The organism is Zooshikella ganghwensis, from assembly GCF_018263875.1.
GTDB lineage: Bacteria > Pseudomonadota > Gammaproteobacteria > Pseudomonadales > Zooshikellaceae > Zooshikella > Zooshikella ganghwensis.
Genome location: NZ_JAEVHG010000005.1, coordinates 1 through 25,549 on the forward strand (window position 1 = coordinate 1; position 25,549 = coordinate 25,549).

Annotated in this window: 20 protein-coding genes; 11 read left to right on the plus strand and 9 right to left on the minus strand. The window is 40.8% G+C overall.

Annotated features, from left to right (window positions below; all coding sequences use genetic code 11):
• The 4 genes from KHS79_RS09205 to KHS79_RS09220 form a co-directional block, all read left to right on the plus strand.
• On the plus strand, positions 1 to 2,774 hold a 2,774-nt coding region (locus tag KHS79_RS09205; RefSeq protein ID WP_233468356.1), incomplete at its 5' end, for a polymorphic toxin-type HINT domain-containing protein.
• Positions 2,775 to 2,785: 11 nt separating this feature from the next.
• The gene (locus tag KHS79_RS09210; RefSeq protein ID WP_212718468.1) at positions 2,786 to 3,253 is read left to right on the plus strand and encodes a hypothetical protein; all 468 of its coding nucleotides are present in this window, start codon (positions 2,786 to 2,788) and stop codon (positions 3,251 to 3,253) included.
• Positions 3,254 to 3,430: 177 nt separating this feature from the next.
• Positions 3,431 to 4,501, plus strand: a complete 1,071-nt coding sequence (locus tag KHS79_RS09215) for a transposase (protein WP_212718470.1) — start codon at positions 3,431 to 3,433, stop codon at positions 4,499 to 4,501.
• A gap of 294 nt (positions 4,502 to 4,795) precedes the next feature.
• Positions 4,796 to 5,122 carry a hypothetical protein gene (locus KHS79_RS09220; protein ID WP_212718472.1) on the plus strand — a complete coding sequence of 109 codons (327 nt, stop codon included), beginning with the start codon at positions 4,796 to 4,798 and terminating at the stop codon, positions 5,120 to 5,122.
• Between the two features lie 126 nt (positions 5,123 to 5,248).
• Here KHS79_RS09220 and KHS79_RS09225 read toward each other — a convergent pair whose 3' ends face one another.
• Positions 5,249 to 5,440, minus strand: coding sequence for a hypothetical protein (locus KHS79_RS09225; RefSeq protein ID WP_094787009.1), 192 nt, complete (start codon positions 5,438 to 5,440; stop codon positions 5,249 to 5,251).
• Positions 5,441 to 5,711: 271 nt separating this feature from the next.
• Here KHS79_RS09225 and KHS79_RS09230 point away from each other — a divergent pair, with 271 nt between their 5' ends.
• The 7 genes from KHS79_RS09230 to KHS79_RS09260 all read left to right on the plus strand — a co-directional run bounded on the left by KHS79_RS09230 (position 5,712) and on the right by KHS79_RS09260 (position 15,856).
• On the plus strand, positions 5,712 to 6,503 hold the full coding sequence (locus tag KHS79_RS09230) for a substrate-binding periplasmic protein (protein WP_212718474.1): 792 nt from the start codon (positions 5,712 to 5,714) through the stop codon (positions 6,501 to 6,503).
• Positions 6,504 to 7,124: 621 nt separating this feature from the next.
• Positions 7,125 to 9,101 carry a choline BCCT transporter BetT gene (gene betT, locus KHS79_RS09235; protein ID WP_212718476.1) on the plus strand — a complete coding sequence of 659 codons (1,977 nt, stop codon included), beginning with the start codon at positions 7,125 to 7,127 and terminating at the stop codon, positions 9,099 to 9,101.
• 219 nt (positions 9,102 to 9,320) lie between these two features.
• Positions 9,321 to 10,955 (plus strand): ABC transporter substrate-binding protein, encoded by a 1,635-nt coding sequence (locus tag KHS79_RS09240; protein ID WP_212718478.1) that lies wholly within the window; start codon positions 9,321 to 9,323, stop codon positions 10,953 to 10,955.
• Between the two features lie 39 nt (positions 10,956 to 10,994).
• Positions 10,995 to 11,954, plus strand: coding sequence for an ABC transporter permease (locus KHS79_RS09245; protein WP_212718480.1), 960 nt, complete (start codon positions 10,995 to 10,997; stop codon positions 11,952 to 11,954).
• Positions 11,955 to 11,977: 23 nt separating this feature from the next.
• Positions 11,978 to 13,954 carry a dipeptide/oligopeptide/nickel ABC transporter permease/ATP-binding protein gene (locus KHS79_RS09250; protein ID WP_212718482.1) on the plus strand — a complete coding sequence of 659 codons (1,977 nt, stop codon included), beginning with the start codon at positions 11,978 to 11,980 and terminating at the stop codon, positions 13,952 to 13,954.
• Positions 13,951 to 14,970 (plus strand): oligopeptide/dipeptide ABC transporter ATP-binding protein, encoded by a 1,020-nt coding sequence (locus KHS79_RS09255; RefSeq protein ID WP_212718484.1) that lies wholly within the window; start codon positions 13,951 to 13,953, stop codon positions 14,968 to 14,970. The genes KHS79_RS09250 and KHS79_RS09255 overlap by 4 nt, the downstream gene beginning before the upstream one ends.
• Before the next feature lie 307 nt (positions 14,971 to 15,277).
• Positions 15,278 to 15,856, plus strand: coding sequence for a hypothetical protein (locus KHS79_RS09260; RefSeq protein WP_212718486.1), 579 nt, complete (start codon positions 15,278 to 15,280; stop codon positions 15,854 to 15,856).
• A gap of 201 nt (positions 15,857 to 16,057) precedes the next feature.
• Here the strand turns inward: KHS79_RS09260 and KHS79_RS09265 are convergent, their stop codons facing one another.
• The 8 genes from KHS79_RS09265 to KHS79_RS09300 form a co-directional block, all read right to left on the minus strand.
• Positions 16,058 to 17,251: an MFS transporter gene (locus KHS79_RS09265; protein ID WP_212718488.1), complete on the minus strand. Its 1,194-nt coding sequence runs from the start codon at positions 17,249 to 17,251 to the stop codon at positions 16,058 to 16,060.
• Between the two features lie 56 nt (positions 17,252 to 17,307).
• Positions 17,308 to 18,309 (minus strand): formylglycine-generating enzyme family protein, encoded by a 1,002-nt coding sequence (locus KHS79_RS09270; protein WP_212718489.1) that lies wholly within the window; start codon positions 18,307 to 18,309, stop codon positions 17,308 to 17,310.
• A complete protein-coding gene (locus KHS79_RS09275; RefSeq protein ID WP_212718490.1) occupies positions 18,302 to 19,993 on the minus strand; it encodes a WD40 repeat domain-containing protein in 1,692 nt (563 codons plus the stop codon). The genes KHS79_RS09270 and KHS79_RS09275 overlap by 8 nt, the downstream gene beginning before the upstream one ends.
• Before the next feature lie 18 nt (positions 19,994 to 20,011).
• The gene (gene ribA / locus KHS79_RS09280; protein WP_206196718.1) at positions 20,012 to 20,617 is read right to left on the minus strand and encodes a GTP cyclohydrolase II RibA; all 606 of its coding nucleotides are present in this window, start codon (positions 20,615 to 20,617) and stop codon (positions 20,012 to 20,014) included.
• 16 nt (positions 20,618 to 20,633) lie between these two features.
• Positions 20,634 to 21,236, minus strand: coding sequence for an NADPH-dependent FMN reductase (locus KHS79_RS09285; protein ID WP_212718491.1), 603 nt, complete (start codon positions 21,234 to 21,236; stop codon positions 20,634 to 20,636).
• A 48-nt stretch (positions 21,237 to 21,284) separates the two neighbouring features.
• The gene (locus tag KHS79_RS09290; RefSeq protein ID WP_212718492.1) at positions 21,285 to 22,652 is read right to left on the minus strand and encodes a pyridoxal phosphate-dependent aminotransferase; all 1,368 of its coding nucleotides are present in this window, start codon (positions 22,650 to 22,652) and stop codon (positions 21,285 to 21,287) included.
• Positions 22,653 to 22,772: 120 nt separating this feature from the next.
• On the minus strand, positions 22,773 to 24,023 hold the full coding sequence (locus KHS79_RS09295; RefSeq protein WP_212718493.1) for an ATP-grasp domain-containing protein: 1,251 nt from the start codon (positions 24,021 to 24,023) through the stop codon (positions 22,773 to 22,775).
• 341 nt (positions 24,024 to 24,364) lie between these two features.
• Complete coding sequence (locus tag KHS79_RS09300) at positions 24,365 to 25,543, minus strand: ATP-grasp domain-containing protein (RefSeq protein ID WP_212718494.1); 1,179 nt, start codon at positions 25,541 to 25,543, stop codon at positions 24,365 to 24,367.
• Positions 25,544 to 25,549 lie beyond the last annotated feature (6 nt).

Below are 25,549 nucleotides of genomic sequence, written 5' to 3' on the forward strand. Positions count from 1 at the left end.
GCAGTGCAGGTGGTACGGAACAGAAAACCATTCAGCAGACCTATGATGACTTCGACCGGCTCAGTCAACGCACCGATGCTTATGGGCAGGTCGTCAATTATCAATACGATGCCAATGGTAATCGCACCGGGTTGAATTATACGGCAGGTGGGGGGACTACCAGTGGGGGAACACCAACACCGCGTGCCACCAACTATGTGTATGATGCGTTGAATCGCTTGGCGCGGGTGGATAATCCCCAGGGCAGTACCCGCTATCAATACGACCTCAGTGGTCTGTTATTACGCACGTTGTATCCCAACAATGCATCGATCAGCCAAAGCTATGATGGCGCAGGGCGAATTTTAGCCCTAGAGCATCGGGTAGGGGATACCCTGGTGTCGCAATTCCAGTATCAGTACGATGCAAACGGAAACCGGCTACAACAAATCGCCCGGAATGGCAGCACCCTGGAAACCACCACTTATACCTATGATACTTTAGATCGACTACAGCAGGTGACGTATCCTGAACAGCAGGTGACGTATGCGTATGATGCGGTGTATAACCGGATACGAGAAACCACCAGGGATACAGCCAATAATCAAGTTACTAAAGACCAGGGCTTTAGCTATAACCTGCGTAATGAGCTGTTAGCAATTAAAGACCTACCTGCTGATACAGTGGCGGTGAGTTATCAGTATGATGCCAATGGTAACCAGACCCAAAAACAAAAAGCTGGTGTGACCACCGACTTTGTCTATGACATCCGTGATCATCTACGACAGGTGATGCAGGGTGGTTCCAGCGTCGGCCAGTTTTTATACGACGCTCGTGGTCTGCGTGTTGAGAAACTCGGTAACCGTGGCCTAGAGCGGTATACCTATGATGATCAAAGTGTCCTCGCTCAGCTAGACTCCACCAACCAACCCATTGCCCATTACGATTACGGTCCTGGCCGTTTAATGGCCCTCACCCACCGCGATGAAGGCACCGCCTTTTACCACTTTGATGCGTTGGGCAGCATCGTTAACTTAACCACTACGGCAGGTGCCGTACAAACCCGCACCTTGTATGACGCCTGGGGCCATCATCGCCTGCAAGAAGGCGACAGTTGGAACCGCTTTGGCTTTACCGGCCATGAAGAAGATCCGGAGACCGGTTTAGTGTATGCCAAAGCCCGGTTTTATGACCCGGATGTGGGCCGGTTCCTGAGTATGGATGCCTGGGAAGGGGATTTAACGTTAGCGCCCAGTTTGCATAAGTATTTGTATGCGTATGGGAATCCGTTGGTTTGGGTGGATCCTTTTGGGCATCAATCACAGCGAGCACATAGGTGGGTTGATGAAAATGGTATAACTCATTATGGATATAACCCTCCACCAACAAAGCAAGAAAAACCTGTTCCTCCTCCAACACAAACTAAGCCAAAGGAAAAAGCTCCAGATCCAGAGCAAATTGCTTGGGAAGAAAAACAGGCTAGGGAAAAACAGAAAATAAGAGAAAAAATTGCAGAGTATCAGAAATACTGTGATGCTAACCCTAGAGCATGTTCAAATGAGTATTACAGAGAATTACAACGGATTAAGCAAGAAGCTGAGAGGAAAAAAGCACTTACTAAAGAGTCTGAAAGTACAGTATTAACTGCTGATGAACTTTATCAGCAGTTGGGTATCGTTCGTATACATTATTTTCGGAGTGATTACAGAGAGAAGCTAAAACAGCTTGCTGTAGTTGCAGATATAGCGAGTGGTTTTGTTGCCGCTAAAGGCGTGTTTGATGTATACCAGTTTGTTACTGAATCGCCAATAGAAGATATTAAAACAATGGCCGAATATGCAATTGAGCATCCAGAGTACTCTGGAGCAGCATTAGCTCTATTAGTTGCATGTAAAGCTAAATGTAAAGACATTAAATATTTAGCAGATGACTTAAAAGGGACTAAGTCAGGCAGTGGAAGGGGGTCAAAAAACAGTGGGAAATCTTCAATAGGCTGTAAGTGTTGCTTTACAAAAGATACTTTAGTTTTAACAAACGATGGTTATAAAGCAATTGACAAAATTAAAGTGGGTGAGTTTGTTTTTGCAAAAAGTGATGAAACTGGAGAGGTCGGTTGGAAAGCGGTAACGCATAAATTTGTGTATGATGATAATCGACTGACTTATAAATTAGTTCTTAAGAGTGATGACGAAAAAGAGGAAAGTTTTGAACTAACTGATAATCATCTATTTTATGTGCTTGGTACAGGATGGGTTGAAGCTATCAATTTACGGCCTGGCATGATGATTTCAGGTTATAATGGTAGCGAGTTACAGGTTGTTAGTTTAGAGGCATTAAACCAGTCACCAATTACTTATAATTTAGAGGTTGAAGACTATCATACGTTCTTTGTTGGAGAGTTAGGGGTCTGGGTTCATAATAATAATTGCTGTGTAACGTGGTCTGGTTCTGGACCAGCAGAAGGAATTTTAGGTTTAAATGCGTCGTCAAAATCAAATAAGGCGATCATGAATTACTTCCCTAAGAAGGGGGAAAGCGTAGAGTTTATTTTTGACACTGAATCAAAAACTTTCCTTGTAGGGACGCCAGGTAAATTTAAGCATTATCAGCTAGCTAATTCTATTGGTGCAAAACACTCTAATGTTGTTGGTGGAATGTTTAGCCGAGGGAAAAATGGTGAGTTTGTTACAAATGAATTTAGTGGTACCTTTTGGAGGAACTGGAATTCAGAAACTCGAAAACAGTTTGTAAATGCGATGCAGCAGTTTGGAGTTAAAGTATCTCATTCTCAGTAGGAGAAAATATTTTGAGCATACATGAGGTTAAAGATAAGGTGATCAATTGTGCTGATCGTTTTGGTTATAGCAATAGCCAGCAAATTAGTCAGCTAGAGCATGTATTTTCAAATTGTGATCCGCAAGAGGTTTTTCAGGGGCTTGTCGAGGTATTTAAGGAGGATAGTAATAACTTAAGCGTTCGCCAGGAATTAGCTGGTCGATTACTTTTTCGTACAAGTCCTAAAGCCCGCTTTGATTTGTATACCGAGATTAAAGATTGCCTTTTATACTTTGATTTAAGTGTGGAGCACTTGCCATTTTATTTTGTTGAACAGTGTGGTTTGGATGCTGTGAAAGATGCTCTTAAGCGTTTTCAGCATGACTCCCTTACTGAACGGGAAAAAGAGTCGTTAGACTCTATTGAGTTTTGGTTGGGTAATTATGAAAAATGGAAAGAGCAACAGCGAAAGAAAGGGACACCCTGTGCGCCGGGCTAAGCCGGCAAAAGGTTGGAGGTGAAATTCCTCTACTCAGTAAGGGCTAGCGACCCGCTGAGACTTCGAGTAAAACAAAGAAAGGGACACCCTAGATTTGATTTTGATCAAAAAAATAACCATAACTGGAGGGCTATACTTTTGATTGTAAAGTAGTCAATTAGGTGTAGAGGTTTAAGGATGACGAGGCCACGAAGTGAGTTGGTGAGTGTGCAGGATACGCCGTATTATCACTGTATTTGTCGCTGTGTGCGCCGTGCTTTTTTGTGTGGCGATGATCGGGTGACAGGTCAAAATTTTGATCACCGTAAAGCGTGGATGGTTGAGCGTCTTACTGTGTTGGTTAAAGTATTTGCGATTGATATCTGTGCTTATGCGGTGATGTCAAATCATTACCACTTGGTGGTTCGCATTGATCAAAAAAAGGCAGAGCAGTGGTCTGATGATGAAGTGATTCGTCGTTGGCGAAAACTGTATCAAGGGCCTCCTACGATTCAGCGTTATTTAGCAGGCGCAACGCTGGATAAAGCTGAGCTTAAGGTTGTTAATGAGATTGTTCAGCAATGGCGGCAACGGTTATCTGATTTATCCTGGTTTATGCGTTGTTTAAATGAACCCATTGCCCGTTGGGCCAATGATGAAGATGGTTGTAAAGGACGATTTTGGGAGGGACGTTTTAAAAGTCAGGCTTTATTGGATGAAGCGGCATTATTGACCTGCATGAGCTACGTGGATTTAAATCCTGTTCGTGCCGGTATGGCAGAAACACCCGAAGCGTCAGATTTTACCTCAATCCAGGCACGAATGGTGGCCTGGGTCAAACGTCAACAGAAAAGCCAACAGAAAAGAAAACCGCGAAATCAGTCCTTTGTACGAAAAACAAAACTGCCTAAACAAACCCTACCTGTCGTTCCCTTATTGCGTTTTTCAGGTAATGAAAAACAAGGTAAGAAAACAACAATCCCCTTTACGTTAAAAGACTATCTGCAATTAGTCGATTGGTTGGGACGGGCTATCCGTGATAATAAGCGTGGTTCAATTAGCGAACAACAGCCACCTATTATTGAGCGCTTAAATATTAATAAAGATGAATTATTAGCCTTTGTGAGCTGTAAAGAAAAGCGTTTTATCGATGTGGTGGGAACCGAAAATAGTATTCAAAAAACAGTGACTCGATGGCAGCGGAAGTTTATTAAAGGCATTCGTCTTGCGAAACAACTATTTTCGATCAGGGGTATTCAATATACATAATGTAAAAGATTAAAAAAATAGAGTTTCATAATAATTGATAAAGAACATGGTTTGTTTACTAACTTGTATACCCTTCGCGAATCAATTTTAGGCTTTGTTATCTTCACTCCTCACCCCAATCACCTATTAATATAGGCTGGGACTTCGTTACTCGATGGCTGCACCTAAAAACCACTCGTATTGGGCATATATTAACAGTCTATGAAAGGGAAAATAATATGGGTTAGATATTTAGTGGTTAAGTAGTATAATTATTTGAATGTGCTAGAGATTTATCAAGGTGATCATCTTGGAGTGTTAGATATGAAAACTTCCTGCCCAGAGTGCCATAAGGATATAGATTTATCTAACTACCAAAAAGATCCTCTTAACGTTTGTCCTCATTGTAGTGTGCCAGTAGAGTTTGAAAAGAACCCTAAAGCAGAACGGGCTGCTAAAGCTTTTTTTACTCTATTAGTAGCAGTCTTAATAGCTGGAATTGTTGGTTTCATTTTTGTAGGAGCAAAAGCGCTAGCTATAATGGCTTTTGTACAAATAATATTGATAATGATGATGAAGAGTCAATTAAGTACTGATTTAAAGTTGGTTCGTAGTAGAGAGCAGCAAGCACAAGATAAATAGATTCAACGCATATGTTGTGTGATCAATTTAAAATAAATAGCTGTATTGGAACAGCTATTTTTGAGGGTAGATGTATAAACAATCAAAAACAGCTTTGAGGTTTGAAGCTCTTGAACGAGTTTAATGCTAAAAACCATCATCAAGCATTTGGTCCATATCTTTAAGCACATCCTGCGCAAGTTCCTTGATGCCTTTTAATGCTTTTTTTTCAGTCGTGGCAAGGTAGGATAGGTTAGGAAACTCCTTGCATAGACCAATATAGCTTTCGTCTTCTTCTGACCAAACCGTTTTAAAAGAAAGGCTTTTGTAGTCGGGCATCCTTACTCCTCCAATAGTAAATCAATAAAATTACATTGTGTATCTTTTTGGCTTTCAGGGTCAAGTTGTTTATAGCAATATGTTAAAGATCCTACCTGAAAATATTGCGGATTAGTTACACAGAAATTGCAGTTTATTTGCAAGGTGTTTTAAACTCGCATAGAAAGCATTAACTAACATTCAACTTTTATTGTGGATAGGTGATGAGCATATTATGAGGCGTTAATTCTGCTAAGCTGGGGGAAGAGGTTAAGAATAAAAGTAATATGTAATGAAATGCCTGAAAATAATATTGAGCATATTATGCATAACATCGACTTCTTTATGGGCTGCTGAGGTACCAGTTGAAGTTGTTGGTTCCGGCGTGGTTCGAATAGCCACAGGAGAGTGGCCTCCATATATATCCAAAAAACTAAAACACTATGGTGTAGTTTCCCATGTCATTAAAGAAGCATTTGCTGAGGAGAATATCAAAGTTGTTTACACTTTTTTTCCTTGGAAGCGTGCATTAAAACAAGTCATGAACGGTAATTGGGATGCTTCGCCATCATGGGTGCCAACCCCTGAGCGATTGCATGATTTTCATTTTAGCGATGTAGTACATACCAGCAGCAAAGTATTTTTTTATCTGAAAGACAAATCTTTTGAGTGGCGTTCAATTAATGACCTACAAAATTACACTATTGGTGCGACACTTGGTTACACCTATGGTGAAACCTTTGATAAAAGTGCAGAAAATGGTCAAATTATTGTGGTGCCACTGAGAAGTGATTTGTTGAATTTTAAAATGTTACTAAAAGGGCGAATTGAGCTGTTTCCGGTTGAAAAAGAAGTGGGCTTTTCAATTTTGGGTGAGTATTTTAGTGTAGAAGATAGAAAGAGATTTACATTCCACCCTAAACCTGTTTTAGAAACATCACACCATTTAATCTTTACAAAAAATGCTAAAAAGAGTCTTTTCCTGCTGGAAAAGTTCAATCAAGGGTTAGCTAAGTTAAAAGCCAGTGGTGAATTTAAGCGTATGTTTGAAGCAAGCCTTAGGGGGGAATATAAGGCAGAATAAGTTTAACATTAGCACTAGTATGAAAACTATATACCTTACAGCTTATAAAAATACCTATAAGCTTACAAAAAAGGATTTTTAGAGCCTAAGGAAACAAAGGTGAAGCTGTCAAGCGTATTGGGTTTTCAAGAGAGGATTCCTGTTCAGCTGAATTTGCTGTATTTTTTTTGGGAACTTACTACTTGACAAATGCTTAACTATGTTTTTTGTAAAAGTGTTAGCAGTGGTTTTTATTTGATTATTGTGAGTTTTATAATGGACGGTAAATAAAAAATGAACGAAATACTTTAAATGAGGGCTAATGAGTGGATCAAAATCCTAAAACTGTTAAGATATACACTTATGAATACAACAGTTAAGCCTTGTTCGGATCGTTTTTTATATTGTTTTAAGGTTTTAAATGACCTGGTTTATGCTTAAGTTAGGCTGTTTAAAGCTTTGTTAAAACACATTAGTTGAAAGCTAAAAGACAGGCAGTCACTGCTGTGAAACGCCTGTTCAGTAATAATTTAGTGCTGATGTTGTACTGGGTACGGAAAGTATTCATCTGTACCTTTAGGCAATAAATGATTCGCTAAGGTGTGTAGATCAAGCTTAACCAAGATTCTAAAAGGTGTAGTGATGTCGAGCTCCGATAATAAAGCTCATTTAAATCCCCCCGTTTTTTATACCGCATCAGGGTTGATTATACTCTTGGTGCTATTTACCGCTTTATTTCAGGAAACCGCTGATAGCTGGTTTAAAACAATACAAAGTGGCATTATCGATAATGGCAGTTGGTTTTATGTGCTCACTGTTGCCATCATTTTAATTGTGGTTGCCTTCCTTGGTTTATCTCGTTACGGCGAGATAAAGCTGGGGCCAGACCACTCAACCCCGGATTACTCTTATTTAACCTGGTTTTCCATGCTGTTTTCAGCAGGCATGGGGATAGGCTTAATGTTTTTTGGGGTAGCTGAGCCGGTGATGCATTTTTTATCACCACCGGTAGGTGATGCTAGTACGGTGGAAGCTGCTCGAGAGGCAATGAAAATAACCTTCTTCCATTGGGGGCTTCATGCCTGGGCGATTTATGCCATTGTCGCATTGATCTTGGCTTTCTTTAGTTATCGTCATTCTTTGCCATTAACACTGCGCTCAGCTTTGTATCCTATGATTGGTGAGAGGATATATGGGCCGATTGGTCATGCAGTGGATATTTTTGCAGTGATTGGTACCGTGTTTGGTGTTGCAACCTCACTGGGTTACGGTGTATTGCAAGTCAATTCAGGACTTAACCATTTATTTGATATCCCAGTAGATGTTACAACGCAAGTCTTCCTGATCATTGGGGTGACGTTGCTGGCGATTATTTCTGTCACAACAGGTTTGGACAAAGGTATCCGTATTCTATCAGAGCTGAATATGGGGATGGCGGTTTTACTTTTGGCATTTGTCTTGCTATTTGGCCCAACGGTCTTCTTGTTGCAAGCCTTTGTACAAAATTTTGGAGCTTATGCTTCAGACATTGTCCGCAATACATTTAACCTGTTTGCCTATGAAAAAACTGACTGGATCGGTGGGTGGACCATACTCTACTGGGGCTGGTGGATGTCATGGGCGCCTTTTGTCGGGTTATTTATTGCACGGGTATCGCGAGGCAGGACTATTCGCGAGTTTGCGATGGGCGTACTTTTTGTACCTACTGGCTTTACCCTAATGTGGATGACCTTCTTTGGTAACTCAGCGATTAATATGATTATGAACGAAGGGCTAACATCTTTAGGGGAAACGGTGTCAAGTGATGTGGCTTTAGCGTTATTTGCATTTTTAGAGCAGTTTCCAATGTCCAGCGTACTGTCAGTGCTCGCTACGGTAATGGTCATAGTGTTCTTTGTAACATCATCTGACTCCGGCTCGATGGTGGTGGATATGTTATGTTCCAATGGCCATGACAATACGCCTATTTGGCAGCGAATTTACTGGGCCAGTGCTGAAGGTCTCGTGGCAACTGTCTTATTATTAGTTGGTGGTCTGGGGGCTTTGCAAACCATGACCATTGCCAGTGCTTTGCCCTTTGCCATTGTGTTGCTGATAGCCACTTATGGGTTGATGAAGGCGCTGAGGATAGATGCTGCGAAGCGAGAAAGTCTACAAATGAATATTGCGCCTATTGCGCCGACGGGTAAAGCGGGTAGCTGGCAAGACCGGCTGAGTAATATTGTGGATTATCCAAGTCGTGAAAACGTCAAACGTTTTATTGACAAAATTGCGAAACCTGCTTGTGAAACAGTTGCCTGTGAGCTTCAGACCCATGAGTTAGATGCATCTGTAGAAGTCGATGAAGTCAAAAATCGGGTAAGACTGGTCGTGTTTTTAGGAGAGGAAGTTGACTTTGTCTATGAGGTTAGAAGTCGCTCTCACATTAAACCAGCCTATTTGCAACCAGATATGGCTGAGGAAGAAGCTACAGAAGAGCAGCGCTACTACCGGGCAGAAATACACCTGCGTGAAGGTGGGCAGGATTATGATGTCATGGGCTGGTCAAAAGAAGCTGTGATTAATGACATTATTGACCAGTATCATAAACACATGCATTTTCTACACTTACTGCGTTAAATTAAGAATTATTCTTTAATTAATGTGTCGTGTATTAAAAGGGCTTAGAAATAAGCCCTTTTTTTATGGGTAACTTGACAGCGGAGGGTAAATAATGGTTATCCTGTATGATGTATTTTCACGGTGAGTCTGTAAAAATAATATTTACAGTGTTTTACTGACAGTTCCCGGAGTGCAAGTATGGTATGGATACCAACAAGGCTCAAAGCGTTATATCTCATGGGTGCGATAAGAGGTACTCTACAGCTTCGACCACGACCACGACCTCGATTACGTTCACGATATAGTTTCTTGAAAATAGTGTGTTGCTGGTTACTGGCTGTATTTTGCTTTTTTGGCTTTTTCCTTAGAGTAAATGCTCAGACACCTGAAAATATCTTAATCGTGGGGCAAATTGCTGAGCCGAAATCCATGGATCCTCATGCGGCCACAGCACTCAACGATTTTCGTATTTTAATGAATATGTATGATGGCTTAGTGCGTTATAAGCCGGGTACACTGGAGATTGAACCTGCGTTAGCCAAAGCATGGACTATTAGTAAAGACGGTAAATACTATACGTTTACTTTGCGTCAGGGGGTTAAATTTCATGATGGTACTGAGTTTACTGCAGAAGCCGTAAAATTTAGTTTTGAACGGATGCTTGACGACACGCATCCTTACCATAAAACAGGCCCTTTTCCGTTAGCTTTTTTCTTTAGTGTGGTTGAAAGCGTCACTGTGAAAGGACGCTACTCCGTTGAGTTTGTCTTAAAAGAGCCTTTTGCGCCCTTTCTTTCAAACCTTGCTTATCCTACAGGGTTAATTGTTTCTCCTGCAGCTGTTAAAAAACATGGTAAAGCATTTGGGCGTCAGCCTGTGGGTACTGGGGCGTTTCAATTTGCCGAGTGGCAAGGTAATCAAAAAGTCGTCATTACTCGAAATACTGCCTATTGGGATAGTGCGCCAACTTTAGAGGCTGTTATTTTCCGACCCATCACTGATGCCAATACACGTGTGGCGGAAATGCTAGCGGGTGGTATTGATTTAATGGTGGAAGTGCCACCTGATAACTTGGCAATGTTTGAAAAAGCAAAAGACGTGACTGTGTCTCAGCAAACAGGACCTCATGTCTGGTTTTTAATTTTGAATATGAAGCATGGTCCATTTAAAGACAAGCGTATGCGCCAGGCGGTGAATTATGCCATTAATAAGCAAGCGCTGGTTAACAATGTATTGCAAGACACAGCAGTGATTGCTGCAGGACCTACGCCCCCTGTATTTACATGGGCCTATAATGAGTCACTTCAACCCTATCCTTACGATCCTGAAAAAGCCCGTAAGTTGATTAAAGCCGCAGGTTATCAAGGAGAAAAGCTGACTTTTTATGTAACAGAGGGTGGCTCTGGCATGTTAGAACCCGTAGCAATGGGTACTGCCATTCAAGCTGATTTGGCGAAAGTCGGGCTAAAGGTGGTTATTGAAAGCTACGAGTGGAATACCTTTTTGGGAAAGGTTAATCCAGGTCTTGGGGAAAAAGCGGACATGGCTGAAATGGCTTGGATGATTAATGATCCTGATACATTGCCTTATTTAGCACTCAGGACAGCTGCTTGGCCTGATAAAGGGGGTTTTAATTCAGGCTATTACACTAATCCGGAAGTGGATGCTTTGTTAAAAGCCGCGAGAAAAACGACAGATCAAGCACAGCGTGGACAGCTTTACCGAAAAGTACAAGCTATTGTGCATGACGATGCACCTTGGGCTTTTATTGCCCACTGGCAGCAAAACGCGGTGGCACACCATTCGGTAAAGGGGTTCCAACTGCAACCATCCTTTTTTTTGTTATTAAAAGATGTACAAAAACAGCGTTAATAATGCAGCACATGCTGTATCGCAGTGGCGTTAGGTCGAATGCTGACTTATATCGGTTACCGTTTATTAGCCATTATTCCCGTACTGCTAGGTTTGTCGCTGCTGGTGTTTTTGGTGATGGCGCTGATCCCTGGTGATCCTGCGACAGCGATTCTAGGTAATTTTGCAACACCGGAAAATGTAGCGCGACTTAATCAGCAGCTTGGTTTAAATAAGTCACTTGCAGAGCAATATTTTATTTGGCTAAGTCACTTAGCCCAAGGGGATTGGGGGCGTTCTTATAGTCTCAATCGGCCAGTACTGGATGAAGTCCTGGAGCGATTTCATGCGACGTTAATACTGGCCGGTGCAGCTTGGCTGCTGTGCAGTGTGTTTGGGTTACTGGCAGGTGTAATTGCTGCAGTACGACAGTATAGCTGGATTGATAAAGTCGTCACTTTTGTGGTGCTGGTGGGGATATCCATGCCCGCTTTTTGGCTGGGATTGCTCTTGATAATGCTGTTTGCTGTTGAGTGGCAATGGCTTCCTGCCAGTGGTATGTATGCCATTTATGGGGGAGGTGATATCAGGGATTTATTAACGCATCTGGTATTACCTGCATTGACGCTATCCATTGTAGCTATGGGGGTGGTGGCACGGCTTACACGCAGTGCCATGCTGGAAGTGCTGCGGCTGGATTATATTCGTACAGCACGCGCTAAAGGATTAAAAGAGCACCGAGTGATTTTTCGTCATGCCTTAAAAGCGGCTTTAGTGAATATTATACCTGTCATGGCGATTCAAGCAGGATTTGTGTTGGGGGGAGCCGTTTATATTGAAACGGTTTTTCAATGGCCTGGTATTGGTCGTATGCTGGTAAATGCCATTGCCAGCCGCGATATTTTGTTAGTACAAGGCGGTGTGCTGATGGTAGCCACTGCTTATGTCTTATTTAATTTATGTGCTGATATTGCACAACATGCTTTAGACCCTCGTTTAAGACTGAGAAATCGTATTTAAACTTCAATTATTAAGTCATATTCATGCAGAGCTATGCTGTGTGGCGTAAAGGATTACGTAAACCAAATCAGCCTGCTGTTCGGCCGTCAGGCTGGCAGCTTTTTATCCATAATCGCCTGGCGTATGTGGGGATGTGGGTTTTTGTTGGTTGTACCATAGTAGCCTGTTTATCACCTATTCTGCCAATGCCTGACCCTAATGAAACGGTACTTGCCCAGCGTTTGGTTAAGCCTTGGTTTACGAAATGGCTTGCCTCAGGTGTAGAGCAGGATCAAAGGGGTGATAGTGGATGGTTAGGGACTGACCACTTAGGACGAGACATGTTGTCACGTCTATTATGGGGAACACAAGTCAGTTTACTGGTAGGCATTTCGGCAACCTTAGTCGCAGCATTGGTTGGGTCTCTCCTGGGATTAGTTGCAGGTTTTTGGGGTGGACGTACTGATAACTTGCTGATGCGGGGTATCGATATGCTAATGGCTTTTCCCTATATTCTTTTGGCTTTAGCGATTGTTGCCGTATTAGGTGCAGGGTTGATGAATGCTTTGCTTGCTATCGCGATTGTCAATATTCCCTTTTTTGCACGTAATGTGCGTGGTGTCACCCTTGGTATAGCCCGTCAGCCATTTGTTGATGCAGCACAGTTAGTGGGCAAAAACAGACTGCAGATTTTATTGACGGATGTATTGCCCAATGTCCTGCCTACTATCGTGATCACCATGACAACCACCCTAGGCTGGATGATTCTTGAGACAGCAGGGCTAAGCTTTTTAGGGTTAGGTGCACAACCTCCACAGGCAGATCTGGGCGCTATGTTAGGGGAAGGGCGAAAGTTATTATTTACGGCTCCTCATGTGTCAGTTATCCCGGGCTTGATGATATTTATTTTGGTCATGAGCATTAATCTTGTTGGGGATGGTATACGTGATGTGCTGGATCCTCGCTTAAAGTCTGGTGTTATGGGAAGGCCTGCGTCAGCAACTGATGTGCAGTGTGAAAAGATTAAAAGCGAAATGATTACCGCTGAAGTGGACGGTCTTCAAGTAAATCAGTTGCAAACGGAATTTCGAATTGGAGCTACTACCTATCAGGCTGTCAATGATGTCAGCTTAACCCTAGCGGCTGGTGAGTGCATCGGGCTGGTGGGGGAGTCAGGCTGTGGTAAGTCCGTTTTAGCACTTTCTATTGCACGTTTGGTCCCTTCGCCACCAGGCTGTATTGTGCATGGAGAGGTCAGGCAGGCCAGGGATGACTTATTACGCATACCTTTGAGTCAGTTGCAGAACATACGAGGTAACAAGGTGGCGTATGTTTTTCAAGATCCCGCAACAGCATTGCATCCGCTGTTTACTATAGGCGATCAGCTAGTAGAGGCAGTTCGGTCTCACCATCCAGTTTCTTACCAACAAGCATGGCAGCAAGCGATTAATTGGCTTGAGCGGGTGCAGATACCTAATCCACAGCAGCGTGCACATAGCTACCCTTATCAGCTATCGGGTGGTATGCGGCAGCGGGTGGTGATTGCGATGGCATTAATAAATCAACCCCAGGTGTTAATTGCTGATGAGCCAACAACGGCATTAGATGTGACAGTTCAAGCTCAAATTTTGAGGTTACTTAAAAAGCTGCAGCAGGATACAGGTGCCGCATTATTGTTTATTACTCATGACTTTGGCGTTGTTGCTTCGCTTTGTGAGCGAGTAGCCGTTATGTATACAGGACAGATTGTTGAAATGGGGTATACGGCGGATGTCTTGAATCACCCAGCACATCCCTATACTCACCAACTTATTCGATGTGTTCCTAAGTTAGGTCATCCATTAACTGAGGAAGGCAAGCTTGCCACCATTGAGGGGTTACCGCCAGCCACCAATGCACTACCTACGGGTTGTTTCTTTAAAGCACGGTGTCCTTGGGCAGACGCGAGTTGCAGCAAGTCTTCCATTGCCTTGATGCCTATAGCCAGTCAGCATTGGGTACGCTGTGGTAAGCCATTATGAATGTTCGACCTGGTCGTTATCCTATATTAGAAGCAAAGCAGTTGTGGCGCACCTTTAGCGAAAAGCACTCATTTTTTAGCCGAAAGCAGCAGGGATTGCATGCCTTGCAAGGGGTTGATCTGTCAGTGCAGGTTGGTGAAGTGCTAGGGGTTGTCGGTGAATCTGGCTGTGGTAAGTCCACATTGGCTCGCTTATTAGTGGGATTAGACCGCCCTTCACGAGGTGATGTTTATTTTAATAACACACCCATTCACAGGCCTGATTCACAACACATGTTGGGTATGTATGACAAAGAAAATAAATACTCACTCGCTAAATCCTTACAATATGTTTTTCAGGATGCGGTAAGTGCGCTTAATCCTCGTAAAACAGTAGCAATGAGTTTGCAAGAACCCATGCAATATTTATTGGGTTTGACACGCCAGCACAGTGACGCCAGGTTAAAACAATTGATGGCTCAGGTTAAATTACCTTATGAACTATTACAGCGCTATCCTCATGAGTTGTCAGGAGGTCAGGCACAACGGGTGGGAATTGCTCGGGCATTGGCGGCTGATCCAAAGGTTTTGGTGTTAGATGAGCCAGTGTCGGCATTAGATGTTTCTGTTCAGGCGCAAGTGCTTAATGTACTACTGGAATTAAAACAAACACATAAATTGACGTATGTGTTTATTAGTCATGATTTATCGGTAGTCGAAAAAATAAGCCAGCGAGTGAGTGTAATGTATTTTGGTCGAGTGGTTGAGCAAGGACCTGTTAATGATGTTTTTCAACAGCCATGTCATCCCTATACACGACTGTTATTAGCTTCAATTCCCAGGCTTGACCAGTCACTTGATATGAGTGGTATGGATAGTTCTACTGAACTACCTGATCCATTTAATCCACCTAAAGGGTGTGCATTTGCACCTCGATGTTCCAGAGCTAAGCCAACCTGCTTTCAGAAACAGCCAACATTATCTACGATGCCTGGAGAGCAACATACCGCAGCTTGTCACTTTCCACATTTATCCTAGGGCCTGTTAACACTATTTGAATCACCACTGCCGTAGACTATTTTTCCACCTGGCAAGGCACAAGGAATGCCGTGTAGTCATTCTACATAAGTGACTTGTAACGCTGCTAGGTGGAAAAATAATCACGGCCCGAAGGGTTATGATGGTAAAAGCACTACTCGTTGTTGCTCATTGCTCATTTAGAACCACTAAACTTCACGCTTCGCGCCTAGATTAGTGCTTTTACCCCCATAACAGTGATATTAAAATAGTGTTAACAGGCCCTAATGAGACTCGTTGTTGGGTTAATTAAAAGGAGAGCTTTTAAATGGACTTTAAACAACATTTAAAAGAAGGCGGTGGGTTTCTTTGTTGGTTTTCGTTACTTATTTTAGTGGGATGTGCAGGACACATTGCTCCTGAGAAAAGTGAGTTACACGGTGTTGATGGTGTAGCTTGTGTTGGATACATTGATCAGCCTCCTGAAGGTGTTGTAGCGGAAGAAGATAAGTCGTTGCTTGATGAGTCTTTAGGGGTAACAGGAGAAGGGAAGCTATGTGCAGGAAAAACGTTTGTAGCAACCAAACCCGTTAAGGTTTACCGAGTATGGAATAGCCAAAAGGATTATTCCAAGTATGGTCGTTGGTGGTCATTTCAAGTACCTCATGGCCCTAAACAACAATACCGAGAACAAAATGTGATTTGTCCTTCTTGGAGCACATTAGACCGAATGAGTGAATGTACTTTAAAAGCAGGTACTAAATTGGTGGTTGGTCCTGGCCAAAGTGCAAACTGCCTGTCAACAAGCTATCCAAAATCTGCCGTTAACCAAGTATTTGTACCTAATGATTCACGTAAGGACATTTTATACGTCGAAAACTGTACACCAGGCGACGTTTGGCCTTAAACTGCATGTATACCCTTCACGAATGATTTCTAGGTTTTGTTATCTTCACACCTCACCCCAATCACCTATTAATACAGGCTCATGGGTAATATAGGCTCATGGGGCTTCGTCACTCGATGGTCGCACCTAAAAACCATTGGTATTGGGTATATTACCCATCAAAACGGTGGAAGCAGAAAATGCTTACACCGTTTCAATTGACTATGACATCAGTTGGGGCTGCTCTGTGGTAGCGCGTTTTTTAAGGTAAATGTGGCAAATAAAAAGCAAAGGTCCAGCGATACTTACCAGTGATAAAAAGATAAATGAATACCGATAATCAATGTAAAGGAACAAGACGGTATATACCGAAATGATTGATGCACGCATAAAAAGAACTACGCGCTGAGCTTGCGCAATAAACCGTCCAATAAATTGATTGGGAATATAGTGCATGATGATCGTTTGACTGGCAATTCTGGACAATCCATTAAATAGCCCCCAGCCAGCAGAAGCCACATAAAACAGAGTTATTCCTGTGAAGTTAATGAGCATAGCGGTTGATAAGAAAAAGCCAATGCCCGCACATATTAGTAAAATAAAAGCGCGTTGATAATTCAGAAATTTACCACTGACAAAACCGCCAAATACAGCACCTACTGTATAAAATAAACTTGAATAAGCGAGTATGGCGGGTTCTGCCAGCAGAATATCCGAAATATAAATGGGGCGTATAATATTAAGTAACATAACACAAATAAAGGGTATGTTACCCGACAAGAAAAGTATAATAATGATATGACTATTTGCAGGAGGTTTATAGTCAGTGTTGTTATGCTTAGTGGTGGTAGATGTACTACCCTTGGGTAGCGTTTGAAAAATAAGTGCGGCTATAAGTAATGAGATGCCACAAATCAAGAGAATGGTTTGTATTGAAACATAGTCGAGTAGAAAAATGGATAAACCACCTGCAGTAAAAGCGGCCAGTTGATATTCGATTTCTAGCCAGCTGTTAATGCGTGCAAAGTATTCTTTATTGACCAGATATTGGGCCATAGCACTTCTAGCAGTGTAGAAAATGCTGAAATGTAACTGTTTTAAAACATAGGCGATGAGTAATAACGTAGAAAGTAATAAGCCATCATTAGGTGTTATATATAGTAAAGTAAAGAAAATGCCCAATATGGTTGCAGTCGACGTCAAGACATTTTTTCGTTGAAATAAATCAACCCCCTTGCCAATCCATGGCATAACGGCAATAGTAATAAAAATAGTGAGAGTAGCAATCACGCTGAAGAATTGGCTACTCAACTCTTTTAATAGCACCCACGGTATTAAAATAGCCGCAATCCCTACGGCTGATGAGGTAAAAAAATTGGCGAGTAGCATTTTAGCTACATGTTTATCCAACAGCATGTGATGGCTACCTATACATGGTTGTATTGCGTATGTAACGTATGACAGTAGATTTATTATATTATACGGTCTTTGTTGTCTACTGTTTCAGCTAAACGAAAGCCCATAATATAGATTGCTTTTTTGTACCAACCATGCCGCCTACGAGTTCGTGCTAAATCACGAAAACGTGTATAACTACCACCACGAGCAACGCGATAATCTCCTTCTGAGACAAGCAAATCATCAGCAATATTTTGTCCATTGGGATAAGCAGCATAGTTACTGGCAGTATATTCTTCAACATTACCCGCCATATCCATTACCCCAAAAGGTGAACGGCCTTTAGGAAACATACCGACAGGTGTTGTCGATAAAATCTGTTCTTCTACTGTATTAGCGTGGTCAGGTTTAAAAACATTTCCCCATGGAAAGTCGGTATGACTATCTCCAGCCGCTGCATATTCCCACTCTTGCTCAGTAGGCAAACGAAAAGAGCGCTTGGTTTTCTGGCTTAACCAATAACAATAAGCTTCAGCATCTTCTGGAGCAAGTGTATAAACAGGGTGATTTGCACGGTGATGCGGATAAACGCCAAATTCCCATGAGCTGGGCAGTGAGTTATACCCTGAGTCGATTAAAAAATCCCGATATTCTTGGTTAGTAATACAATATTTGCCAATTTTAAACGCAGGTAGATTTACAATATACTCAGGACATTCTTTCAGTATCCACTCATGAATGACACCATAGTCGCGATATTGGTCAACAATTGTATCAACTTCATCTGGATTTAGCCCTAGCCGGGCTGTTGCGGCAGGAATACTGATCATTTCAGGGTTATGGGTATCTATTCGAGGATCACCCTGTAATGCAAGCAGTAAACCTGCACTATAACGAGTTTTGACGTCAGCCTCTTCACTTTCAATGATATTGCATAAGACATCAGTCGATGTGTTAAAAAGGTTGCGAATTATAGCGCTGAGATCATCGAGTTTGGTCGGCGAAAATTGTTCGGGCAGCCCCATTGCTTCCCGATTATCCATTTCATTGATAACACCATTGATGATTTTAGTCATGAATATATACCTCACATGTTTCAACATGGATGGGATAAACATGCCCGTCATAAGAAGCTGCTAGAAAGCGTTGTTTTTTTTCGTCAAAGGTGAGGGCGGAAATACCACGTTGACTAATTTTTTTGGTTCGCCACTCTTGAGAGTTGATATTGTACAAAGCCACCGTACCGCGATAATCACCACTGGCAATCCAATCATTATTATCGGAAGTGACACATTTAATAGAGTTTTTATGGGGCGTGGTGAGTGTTAAACAACGTTCTTGCCAAATACGTAGAGTGAGGTCACGACTGACAGATACAAATTTATCTTGAATTACCGTACAACCATTAACTATTTTATCATGCTCGCCTTTGGCTAAACATTTAGGTGTTAACGAGTGATCAAATGTATGAAGTTTAACAGTATGGTCTGCACACACACTAAAGATGGTATTATGTAAAACAGCAATGTCTTTTATTGCGTTGTTATGTACCTGAGTAGTAGTAAAAAACTGATAACCTGTGTCTGGTAAATAGCGTAAGAAAATAAGTTCTCCTGTGTAGGTACCAACCACTGCATACTCTTGGTCATCTAATGTGAAAAGTTGGCAGCAGTTCAAAGGAGAGTGATGTTGATATACAATATTCGTTGTGTGACCATCGTAGATAGCACCATCTTGGCCGCCACATAATAGTTGATTGTGAGATTCTAGAATGAAGTTACACAGTGAGGGAACTTGACTGATACGCTGGTCATTAAATTTAATGATGCCACTGTCACCTACAGTGTAATAACCTAATGTATTAGCGTAAACGGCATTTATACCGTGGGTATGCTGTATTCGTTCAATGTCCCATTGTTGTGTTGATAAGTCATAGACAGCATAGCGATCACCAAATGTAACAAATGCAACTTGATGATCATTAATAAAGGCACAAGAACGTGGCCAGACAATATTAGGAATTTTACCTTCAACTTCAAAGTTTAATTTATTGGTTTGAATAGACCATATCTTAAATGTGCGGTCATAGCTTAGACTGATGATCTTTTGATCATGAATTACTAGTCGTTTTACTCCAGATTGGTGAGCGTTGACTCGATTTATTTCTTCACCATTTTGGTCAAAATAAACAAGTTCTCCATCATCATTTCCAGAAACGATTTTACCTTCCTTAGTAATACATAAGGTATCTGTCTCCATACCACCTAATTGAATAGTTTTGGTATTAGTTCCTGTATCTAAACTCCAATACCGAAGTGTACTGTCATCTCCACAGGAGACTAATTCCGTTGCATTTATCCATTCTACAGTGAGTACATCATTTTGATGCCCTTTAAACTGTCTGACTAAATGACCATCAATTGTAAAAACTCTAACGGTACGATCTCGTGATGCGGTGGCGATTAAGTCATTAGTCGCATTAAAACTAATGCCTTCTACATCATCATCATGAGCAAGAACTGCGAGTAATTGCATAGCGGGCACTGACCAGATACGTACTGTGTAATCGCTGCTTGATGATGCAAGCAGTTTTCCGTTTGCTGAAAAAGTAACTTGATTAGCTAAATGATCATGATTACCAACGGCAATGGGCTCGTGGTTGGCGGTTTTCCAAATGATAACTTTGTTGTCATAACCTGCACTTGCGACATAGCCATGGTCAGTGCTACATACACCACTGATAGGAGATAAATGGTACATTGATTTATCCTGCATCAATTATTTTCGGGGAAGTTTTCCAAAGCAATGATTTTCTTTTTCTTCTTTAGCGCGTAGATAGTGAAAATTATCCGGTGTTTCAAAACGGGTAGTAGCGACACGTTTGACGACCTTTATCCCTTGATTTTGCAACGCTTTAATTTTCTTCGGATTATTTGTGATTAACTCTACCTCGTTAATATTGATTGCTTTTAGCATCTCTGCAACCATGTCAAATTCGCGGGCATCCTCTGCAAACCCAAGGTGGAGATTAGCTTCAAAGGTATCCATTCCATTATCTTGTAGATGATAAGCATCAAGTTTATTATATAGACCAATACCTCTGCCTTCCTGGCGAAGATAGGCAATGTAGCCACCTTCTTTAGAGGTCAGCTCAATTGCTTCTTTAAGCTGCTTTCCACAATCACAGCGCCTAGAGTGAAATACATCACCGGTCAAACATTCAGAATGTATTCTAAGTTTGGGTATTGATGGAATTTCTCCCTGAGGATTACGTATTTCAATTAACAGGTGTTCATTGGTATGATCAAAGCCATCAAAAGTATAAAAAGTTGCTTTTATTGACTGGTCCGTTAAAGGAATTTCAACATGTTGTCTTACTTTCATACGAGTTACCACACTGTTAAGACATACCGTATCGGTAGTTATCATTGTCTATAATGCCACTATTACGTATTGGCTTCAGTGCTTCAGCATAAGCTGTTAGCAGGTCAGTGCTGTATTTCAAGCGTTGATGAAAATAGTGGTTTGACTCATTTATTGTCTCAGAGAATAAATTATTGATATTTCTCAAAATAACATGGTCTGGGATAAAGCAAATATGATTATTTTTATAACCTGTGGTACGTAGTTCATGAACGGGGATTGAGCCACCTTGGCCTGATGAGATAGTTACAATTAAGGCTGGTTTATGACCTAGTTCTTCAGGACCTGCGAGTAACAGTAAGTTCTTTAACCCTGGGGGTACCATACCTGCCCATTCTGGTACTATAAAAATAAATGCGTCACTTGCTTTCAAACACGCTGAGGGTGCTTGCCAAATTTCCCATTCCTGACTATTTTCCCAAACACCCTCATTCCATAAAGGAAGATTGAGTGTATTAAGGTCAAGGAGATTAATTTGTTGGTAGGCATTGTTAATAAAATCCTGTTCAGCAATATAGCTAGCAATACGGCTACTTTCTGAATTTTTGCGGTGACTACCACTAATAATACAAAGGTTCATTGTTGCGTCCATATACTCTTTTGTCATCTATTTAAATGGCGTGAGTTCTCAGCCAAATTTTAGTTGTTGATCAACAGTAACATGCTTAGTGCATTTATAGTAATCATAGAGAGTGGTTAACCCTCGGAGAAAGTCATGTTCTGGTATGGTTAAAGAGAGTCGTACAAAATAGTTATTATTTGTATTGTGTCCACTGTGAAAACAATTTTTAGTTAATATGCATATACCATACTTTTTGGCTAATACCAATTGGTCATTGTTTTCGTTTTCAGTGATCATTTCTGGTAGTTGCAGTAAGACATTAAATCCACCATCTAAGATTATTGGCTGCGTGACTCTTGTTGAAAATAGTTTATTAATATTATTAAAGTTAATATCTATACGTTGTTTTAGCTGTTGCTGGTCACGAATATAACTCGCTAAAAACTGTTGAGCTATTGCCCCAAGATTAGGTGGAGTAAAGTCACTAGGATATTCCAACCAAAAGTGCTTACTGTATCGAGTCAGCAGTCTAATATATTTCTGGGTAAAGGCTATGCCTTTCAGCAGGGCCAGATCACCCACACGACACAATGCCATAGTGGGGGTTCCAAATACAGTAGGGTTTAAGTTTCGGTAGCGTATTTCTTTTTCAAGAGGAGATAAGTGTTCATGATTCGTCAAAATATAGCCTATTCGGATACCTGCTAAACTGTTTGATTTTGACATAGAATCAATCACAAAAGTGCTGCCTAAAGCGATCTCGTGATAAATTAGTTCATTCAATTCAATATGAGTGTCCCAAGGCATAAGGCACACACGGTCTACAATAACGATTGCATTTACTTTTCTAGCGGCAGTAAAAATACGACGATAATAAGCTAACTCTCTGATTATACCACTGGGGTTATGGGGGAGGGGGAGAATAATAAGTGATGGATGAATGGTGTGAATAGAGGATTCTACTTGCTCAATTGAAGGTAGAATAGTTGAAGTATTCATAACTTCAGTATAGTCAATGCCTAACTTTTCCATGAGAGAGCTGTAAATTGGAAAAGCATAGCCTATCATTATTCCGGTTTGCGTTTTATTTATGATGCCAGACTCTAACAGATATGAACATAAAACATGTGCGCCATCGCTAGCACCATTGACAATAACGCTATCTATTTTATTTTTTGCGCTTACAATATCACGTTCAACATATGAGAGTATATCTGTTATTATTTTGCCGCCCGCTGAACGACCATAGTTTTTGTAAGTTAAACCTGTTTCTAACTCTTTTTGAAGTAAGCTGATAATTGCGGGGCTGGCATCTTGCCAATTGACACCTGCCGACATATGGACTGTTTTGACGCTTCTTGCAGCTTCAATAAATAAGCTGAAAGATTCGTATATTTTATCTGAAGGGTCTGCTACTGTTTTTTTAGTGGGCATGATGGTCTCTCATCTACTATTCTCGATCAAAGGCCCATATTCATATTTAGCGAAGAGGCAATGTTTAAAGTAAATAAAATAATTTAAGTATTATAAATGTTTTCTATTAGTGCATGTGAATTAATCTATAATCAGCGGTTCGAAAGACTTCATCTTTTCAAAGTCATCTCTAAGTGTTTTATAAGATTGATTCCATATAATAATGGTTCCTGCGTATGCATCATATCCTTGATTGGAAGGTAAGCTTTCACCAATATCACAATTCCAACGAATTGAAAACTCACTTTGTATAGGTAGCGTGGCTATCTTTTTAAGCTTGCCTGCTTTTTGAGGATAGTTGATAAGAAAACAGGCTACATAGTTCGACTCTTCAATATTAATAGGGATATCAGGATTCATTTGAGTGAGAAAGTGCATTTCTCTCAAGGGTATATTAGCTCTCTTTAAGTAAAAGTTTGATGGCTCAATTCCGTTGGAACGATAAGCTATTTCTAAAAAGCTTAGTTCACCTCTATTTTCAAATATTTCAAGGTGAGTTACACCGCTTCCATTGGGTAAGAAAGCATTGTTAACCTGATATGCAAACTGTTCGATTTTCTGGTTTAATGCGTCTGATCTAGGGAGAGTTATCCAGCCTAGTGATGGGTTATCATATATTTTTACACAAGGACTTGAGTATTCACATACTTGCAAGTATCGTACTTGTCCACGCGTTACGATAGTGTCACAGAGGTAGAGATTACCATCAATAAATGATTCAGCCTGATAAGTTAGTGAATCATCGACTAGCACTTTGAGCCTATTTTCTAATTGATCTTTACTATTGATTTTGTGGCAGTGCTTTGATGCAAACATATTTACAGGCTTAATAAAGCATGGCAAGCCAATATGGTTTATAATTTTTTCTGAATACTGTGATAGGTTTTTTTTGGCCTCATTTTTATCTATTACAGTAAAGTTGGGAGTATTTATCTTGTGTGCTTGAGCGAATGATTTCATTTTGTTTTTATATACAAAATGACTAAGGTCTTGAGATTGAAGTCCAAAATGAACTTTCAATTTACCGCAAAGATCGACCTTGCTTTCGTTGATGGTGACAATCTCAAAAGTCAGGTTATTTTTAAATGACTCGAGTTCGCTTAAGTATTGCTCAATTGACGTACTAACTTCTGCAAACGAAAATGATGGGCTGACAGGTAAGATTGCTTTAAAATAGCCAGTCCATTTCCTGCGATTCACTTCCTCAATCACTTCTTGCTGTGCGATTAGAACAAGGGCACTATCTGATTGTGTGGTTATTAAGTCAAAGGAAATGTCTAGTGCATTACCTATTCGAGACTGGATTATAAAAATAATTTTTTTTGTGTCCATATTTATCACTCAATTAAACTATAGAAAGGTCATAAGTACTGCTGAGTGAAATTAAAATCAAAAATTATACTTTTCACTATATGTATAGTGTTTGCTTTTTTTATTATGTTACTCTTGTTAAGCTGATATTAATTATATTCTTTTTCACTATTGTGTTATCCATAAAGCTCTTTGTACTTTTTATTATCAGTAGTACTGTCGTGTATTATGCATCTTAATTGTTTAGATGTATATACTACTTTAGTCTTGTATTAGTAGCTTTGTATTCTCGGTAGAAAGATCCAACGGTCGAGCACAAAGTGTTCGACCAAACTGTGATATTCAAATAGTGTTAAAAGTCCCTAGTTATGACTTGTTTCAAGATGGATAGTGTCCATGTTTTGCATAAGTTGATCGAGTGCTTGATAGTTTTTGGCAGATAAAATTGCAAACCCTGTACGATCTAAAGAAGAGGCCAATGGTGGAATGTTATCGCCTACTTTACGAGCGATATGTATATCTACAACGCCTTCTGTGTGCTCAAGCTCCTTTGGAATACTGATTTTTTGTAACTTACCAGGCTGAGGTGCAAAAAACTTAATCGCTGCTGTTTTATGCTGAGTATCAACGTTATAGATTTTTTTAAAAAGTACTTGCTCAACAAAGGAGCGGATAAAATTATGACCAGTAGCAAGCTCACAGAGTTTCCAAATTCGGTCGCCACCGAGCCGGGTTTGACTCTCAATGATATAGGCCTGACCATTATATAGTTTGATTTCAGTATGGGCTGGGCCATGCACTTGACCAATTGCTTGTAAAAAAGTATGAACGGTCTGTTCTATTAGGCTTTGTTCGGCAGGTGTAAGTCTGGCGGGTACGATATGTGATAGCTCAACATAGGGAGCATGTTCTGTGGTGTATTTTTCAGTAATCGCTACGATTTGATGTAGCCCCTGGGCGGACTGGCTTTCAACACTGTACTCTTTACCGCCAATGTATTTCTCACATACTAAATTGCTGAGGTTATCGTCAATATCAGCTAGCTCATTTAACGCAGTAATTGCTTGTACTCCCATGCTGCCAGCACCATCTATGGGTTTGATGATGATTTTTTGGTGAGTTTCAAGAAACGCCTGAATTTGTTGTTTACTGCTGGGAATTAAGTAAGGTATCGAAATTTCTGGACATGTTTGGGATAAAGTAAGTCGCATCAGATGTTTATTTCGGGTGTGGATAACAGGCTTAAGGGGATTGCAAAGGACACCTAATGCCTCACCAAGATAAGCTGCAGTTTCCAAGCCATATTCAATGAATGAGAAAATAGCATAGAGATTAACGGATAGCTGGTTGGTGACAATAATATCCAGGCATTGACGGTAATTTTTCGGATCAGCTTCATAACAATTTAATCCTGCTTTTATAGCATCCTTGAGATCATTACCGTTGGCTAGGACCGAAACTGTTAAGTCAGGATAATATTGATATTGTTCAAATTGCTCCAGACACCCACCAATCATTATGACGTGTTTTTGATGTTGCATGATCTT

Bases quoted from the DNA above. Each gene is read 5' to 3' on its own strand.
- KHS79_RS09215 (WP_212718470.1), top strand. From the start codon at position 3,431: ATGACGAGGCCACGAAGTGAGTTGGTGAGTGTGCAGGATACGCCGTAT.
- KHS79_RS09225 (WP_094787009.1), bottom strand. From the start codon at position 5,440: ATGCCCGACTACAAAAGCCTTTCTTTTAAAACGGTTTGGTCAGAAGAA.
- KHS79_RS09230 (WP_212718474.1), top strand. From the start codon at position 5,712: ATGAAATGCCTGAAAATAATATTGAGCATATTATGCATAACATCGACT.
- betT (WP_212718476.1), top strand. From the start codon at position 7,125: ATGTCGAGCTCCGATAATAAAGCTCATTTAAATCCCCCCGTTTTTTAT.
- KHS79_RS09240 (WP_212718478.1), top strand. From the start codon at position 9,321: ATGGGTGCGATAAGAGGTACTCTACAGCTTCGACCACGACCACGACCT.
- KHS79_RS09245 (WP_212718480.1), top strand. From the start codon at position 10,995: ATGCTGACTTATATCGGTTACCGTTTATTAGCCATTATTCCCGTACTG.
- KHS79_RS09250 (WP_212718482.1), top strand. From the start codon at position 11,978: ATGCAGAGCTATGCTGTGTGGCGTAAAGGATTACGTAAACCAAATCAG.
- KHS79_RS09255 (WP_212718484.1), top strand. From the start codon at position 13,951: ATGAATGTTCGACCTGGTCGTTATCCTATATTAGAAGCAAAGCAGTTG.
- KHS79_RS09260 (WP_212718486.1), top strand. From the start codon at position 15,278: ATGGACTTTAAACAACATTTAAAAGAAGGCGGTGGGTTTCTTTGTTGG.
- KHS79_RS09265 (WP_212718488.1), bottom strand. From the start codon at position 17,251: ATGCTGTTGGATAAACATGTAGCTAAAATGCTACTCGCCAATTTTTTT.
- KHS79_RS09270 (WP_212718489.1), bottom strand. From the start codon at position 18,309: ATGACTAAAATCATCAATGGTGTTATCAATGAAATGGATAATCGGGAA.
- KHS79_RS09275 (WP_212718490.1), bottom strand. From the start codon at position 19,993: ATGTACCATTTATCTCCTATCAGTGGTGTATGTAGCACTGACCATGGC.
- ribA (WP_206196718.1), bottom strand. From the start codon at position 20,617: ATGAAAGTAAGACAACATGTTGAAATTCCTTTAACGGACCAGTCAATA.
- KHS79_RS09285 (WP_212718491.1), bottom strand. From the start codon at position 21,236: ATGAACCTTTGTATTATTAGTGGTAGTCACCGCAAAAATTCAGAAAGT.
- KHS79_RS09290 (WP_212718492.1), bottom strand. From the start codon at position 22,652: ATGCCCACTAAAAAAACAGTAGCAGACCCTTCAGATAAAATATACGAA.
- KHS79_RS09295 (WP_212718493.1), bottom strand. From the start codon at position 24,023: ATGGACACAAAAAAAATTATTTTTATAATCCAGTCTCGAATAGGTAAT.
- KHS79_RS09300 (WP_212718494.1), bottom strand. From the start codon at position 25,543: ATGCAACATCAAAAACACGTCATAATGATTGGTGGGTGTCTGGAGCAA.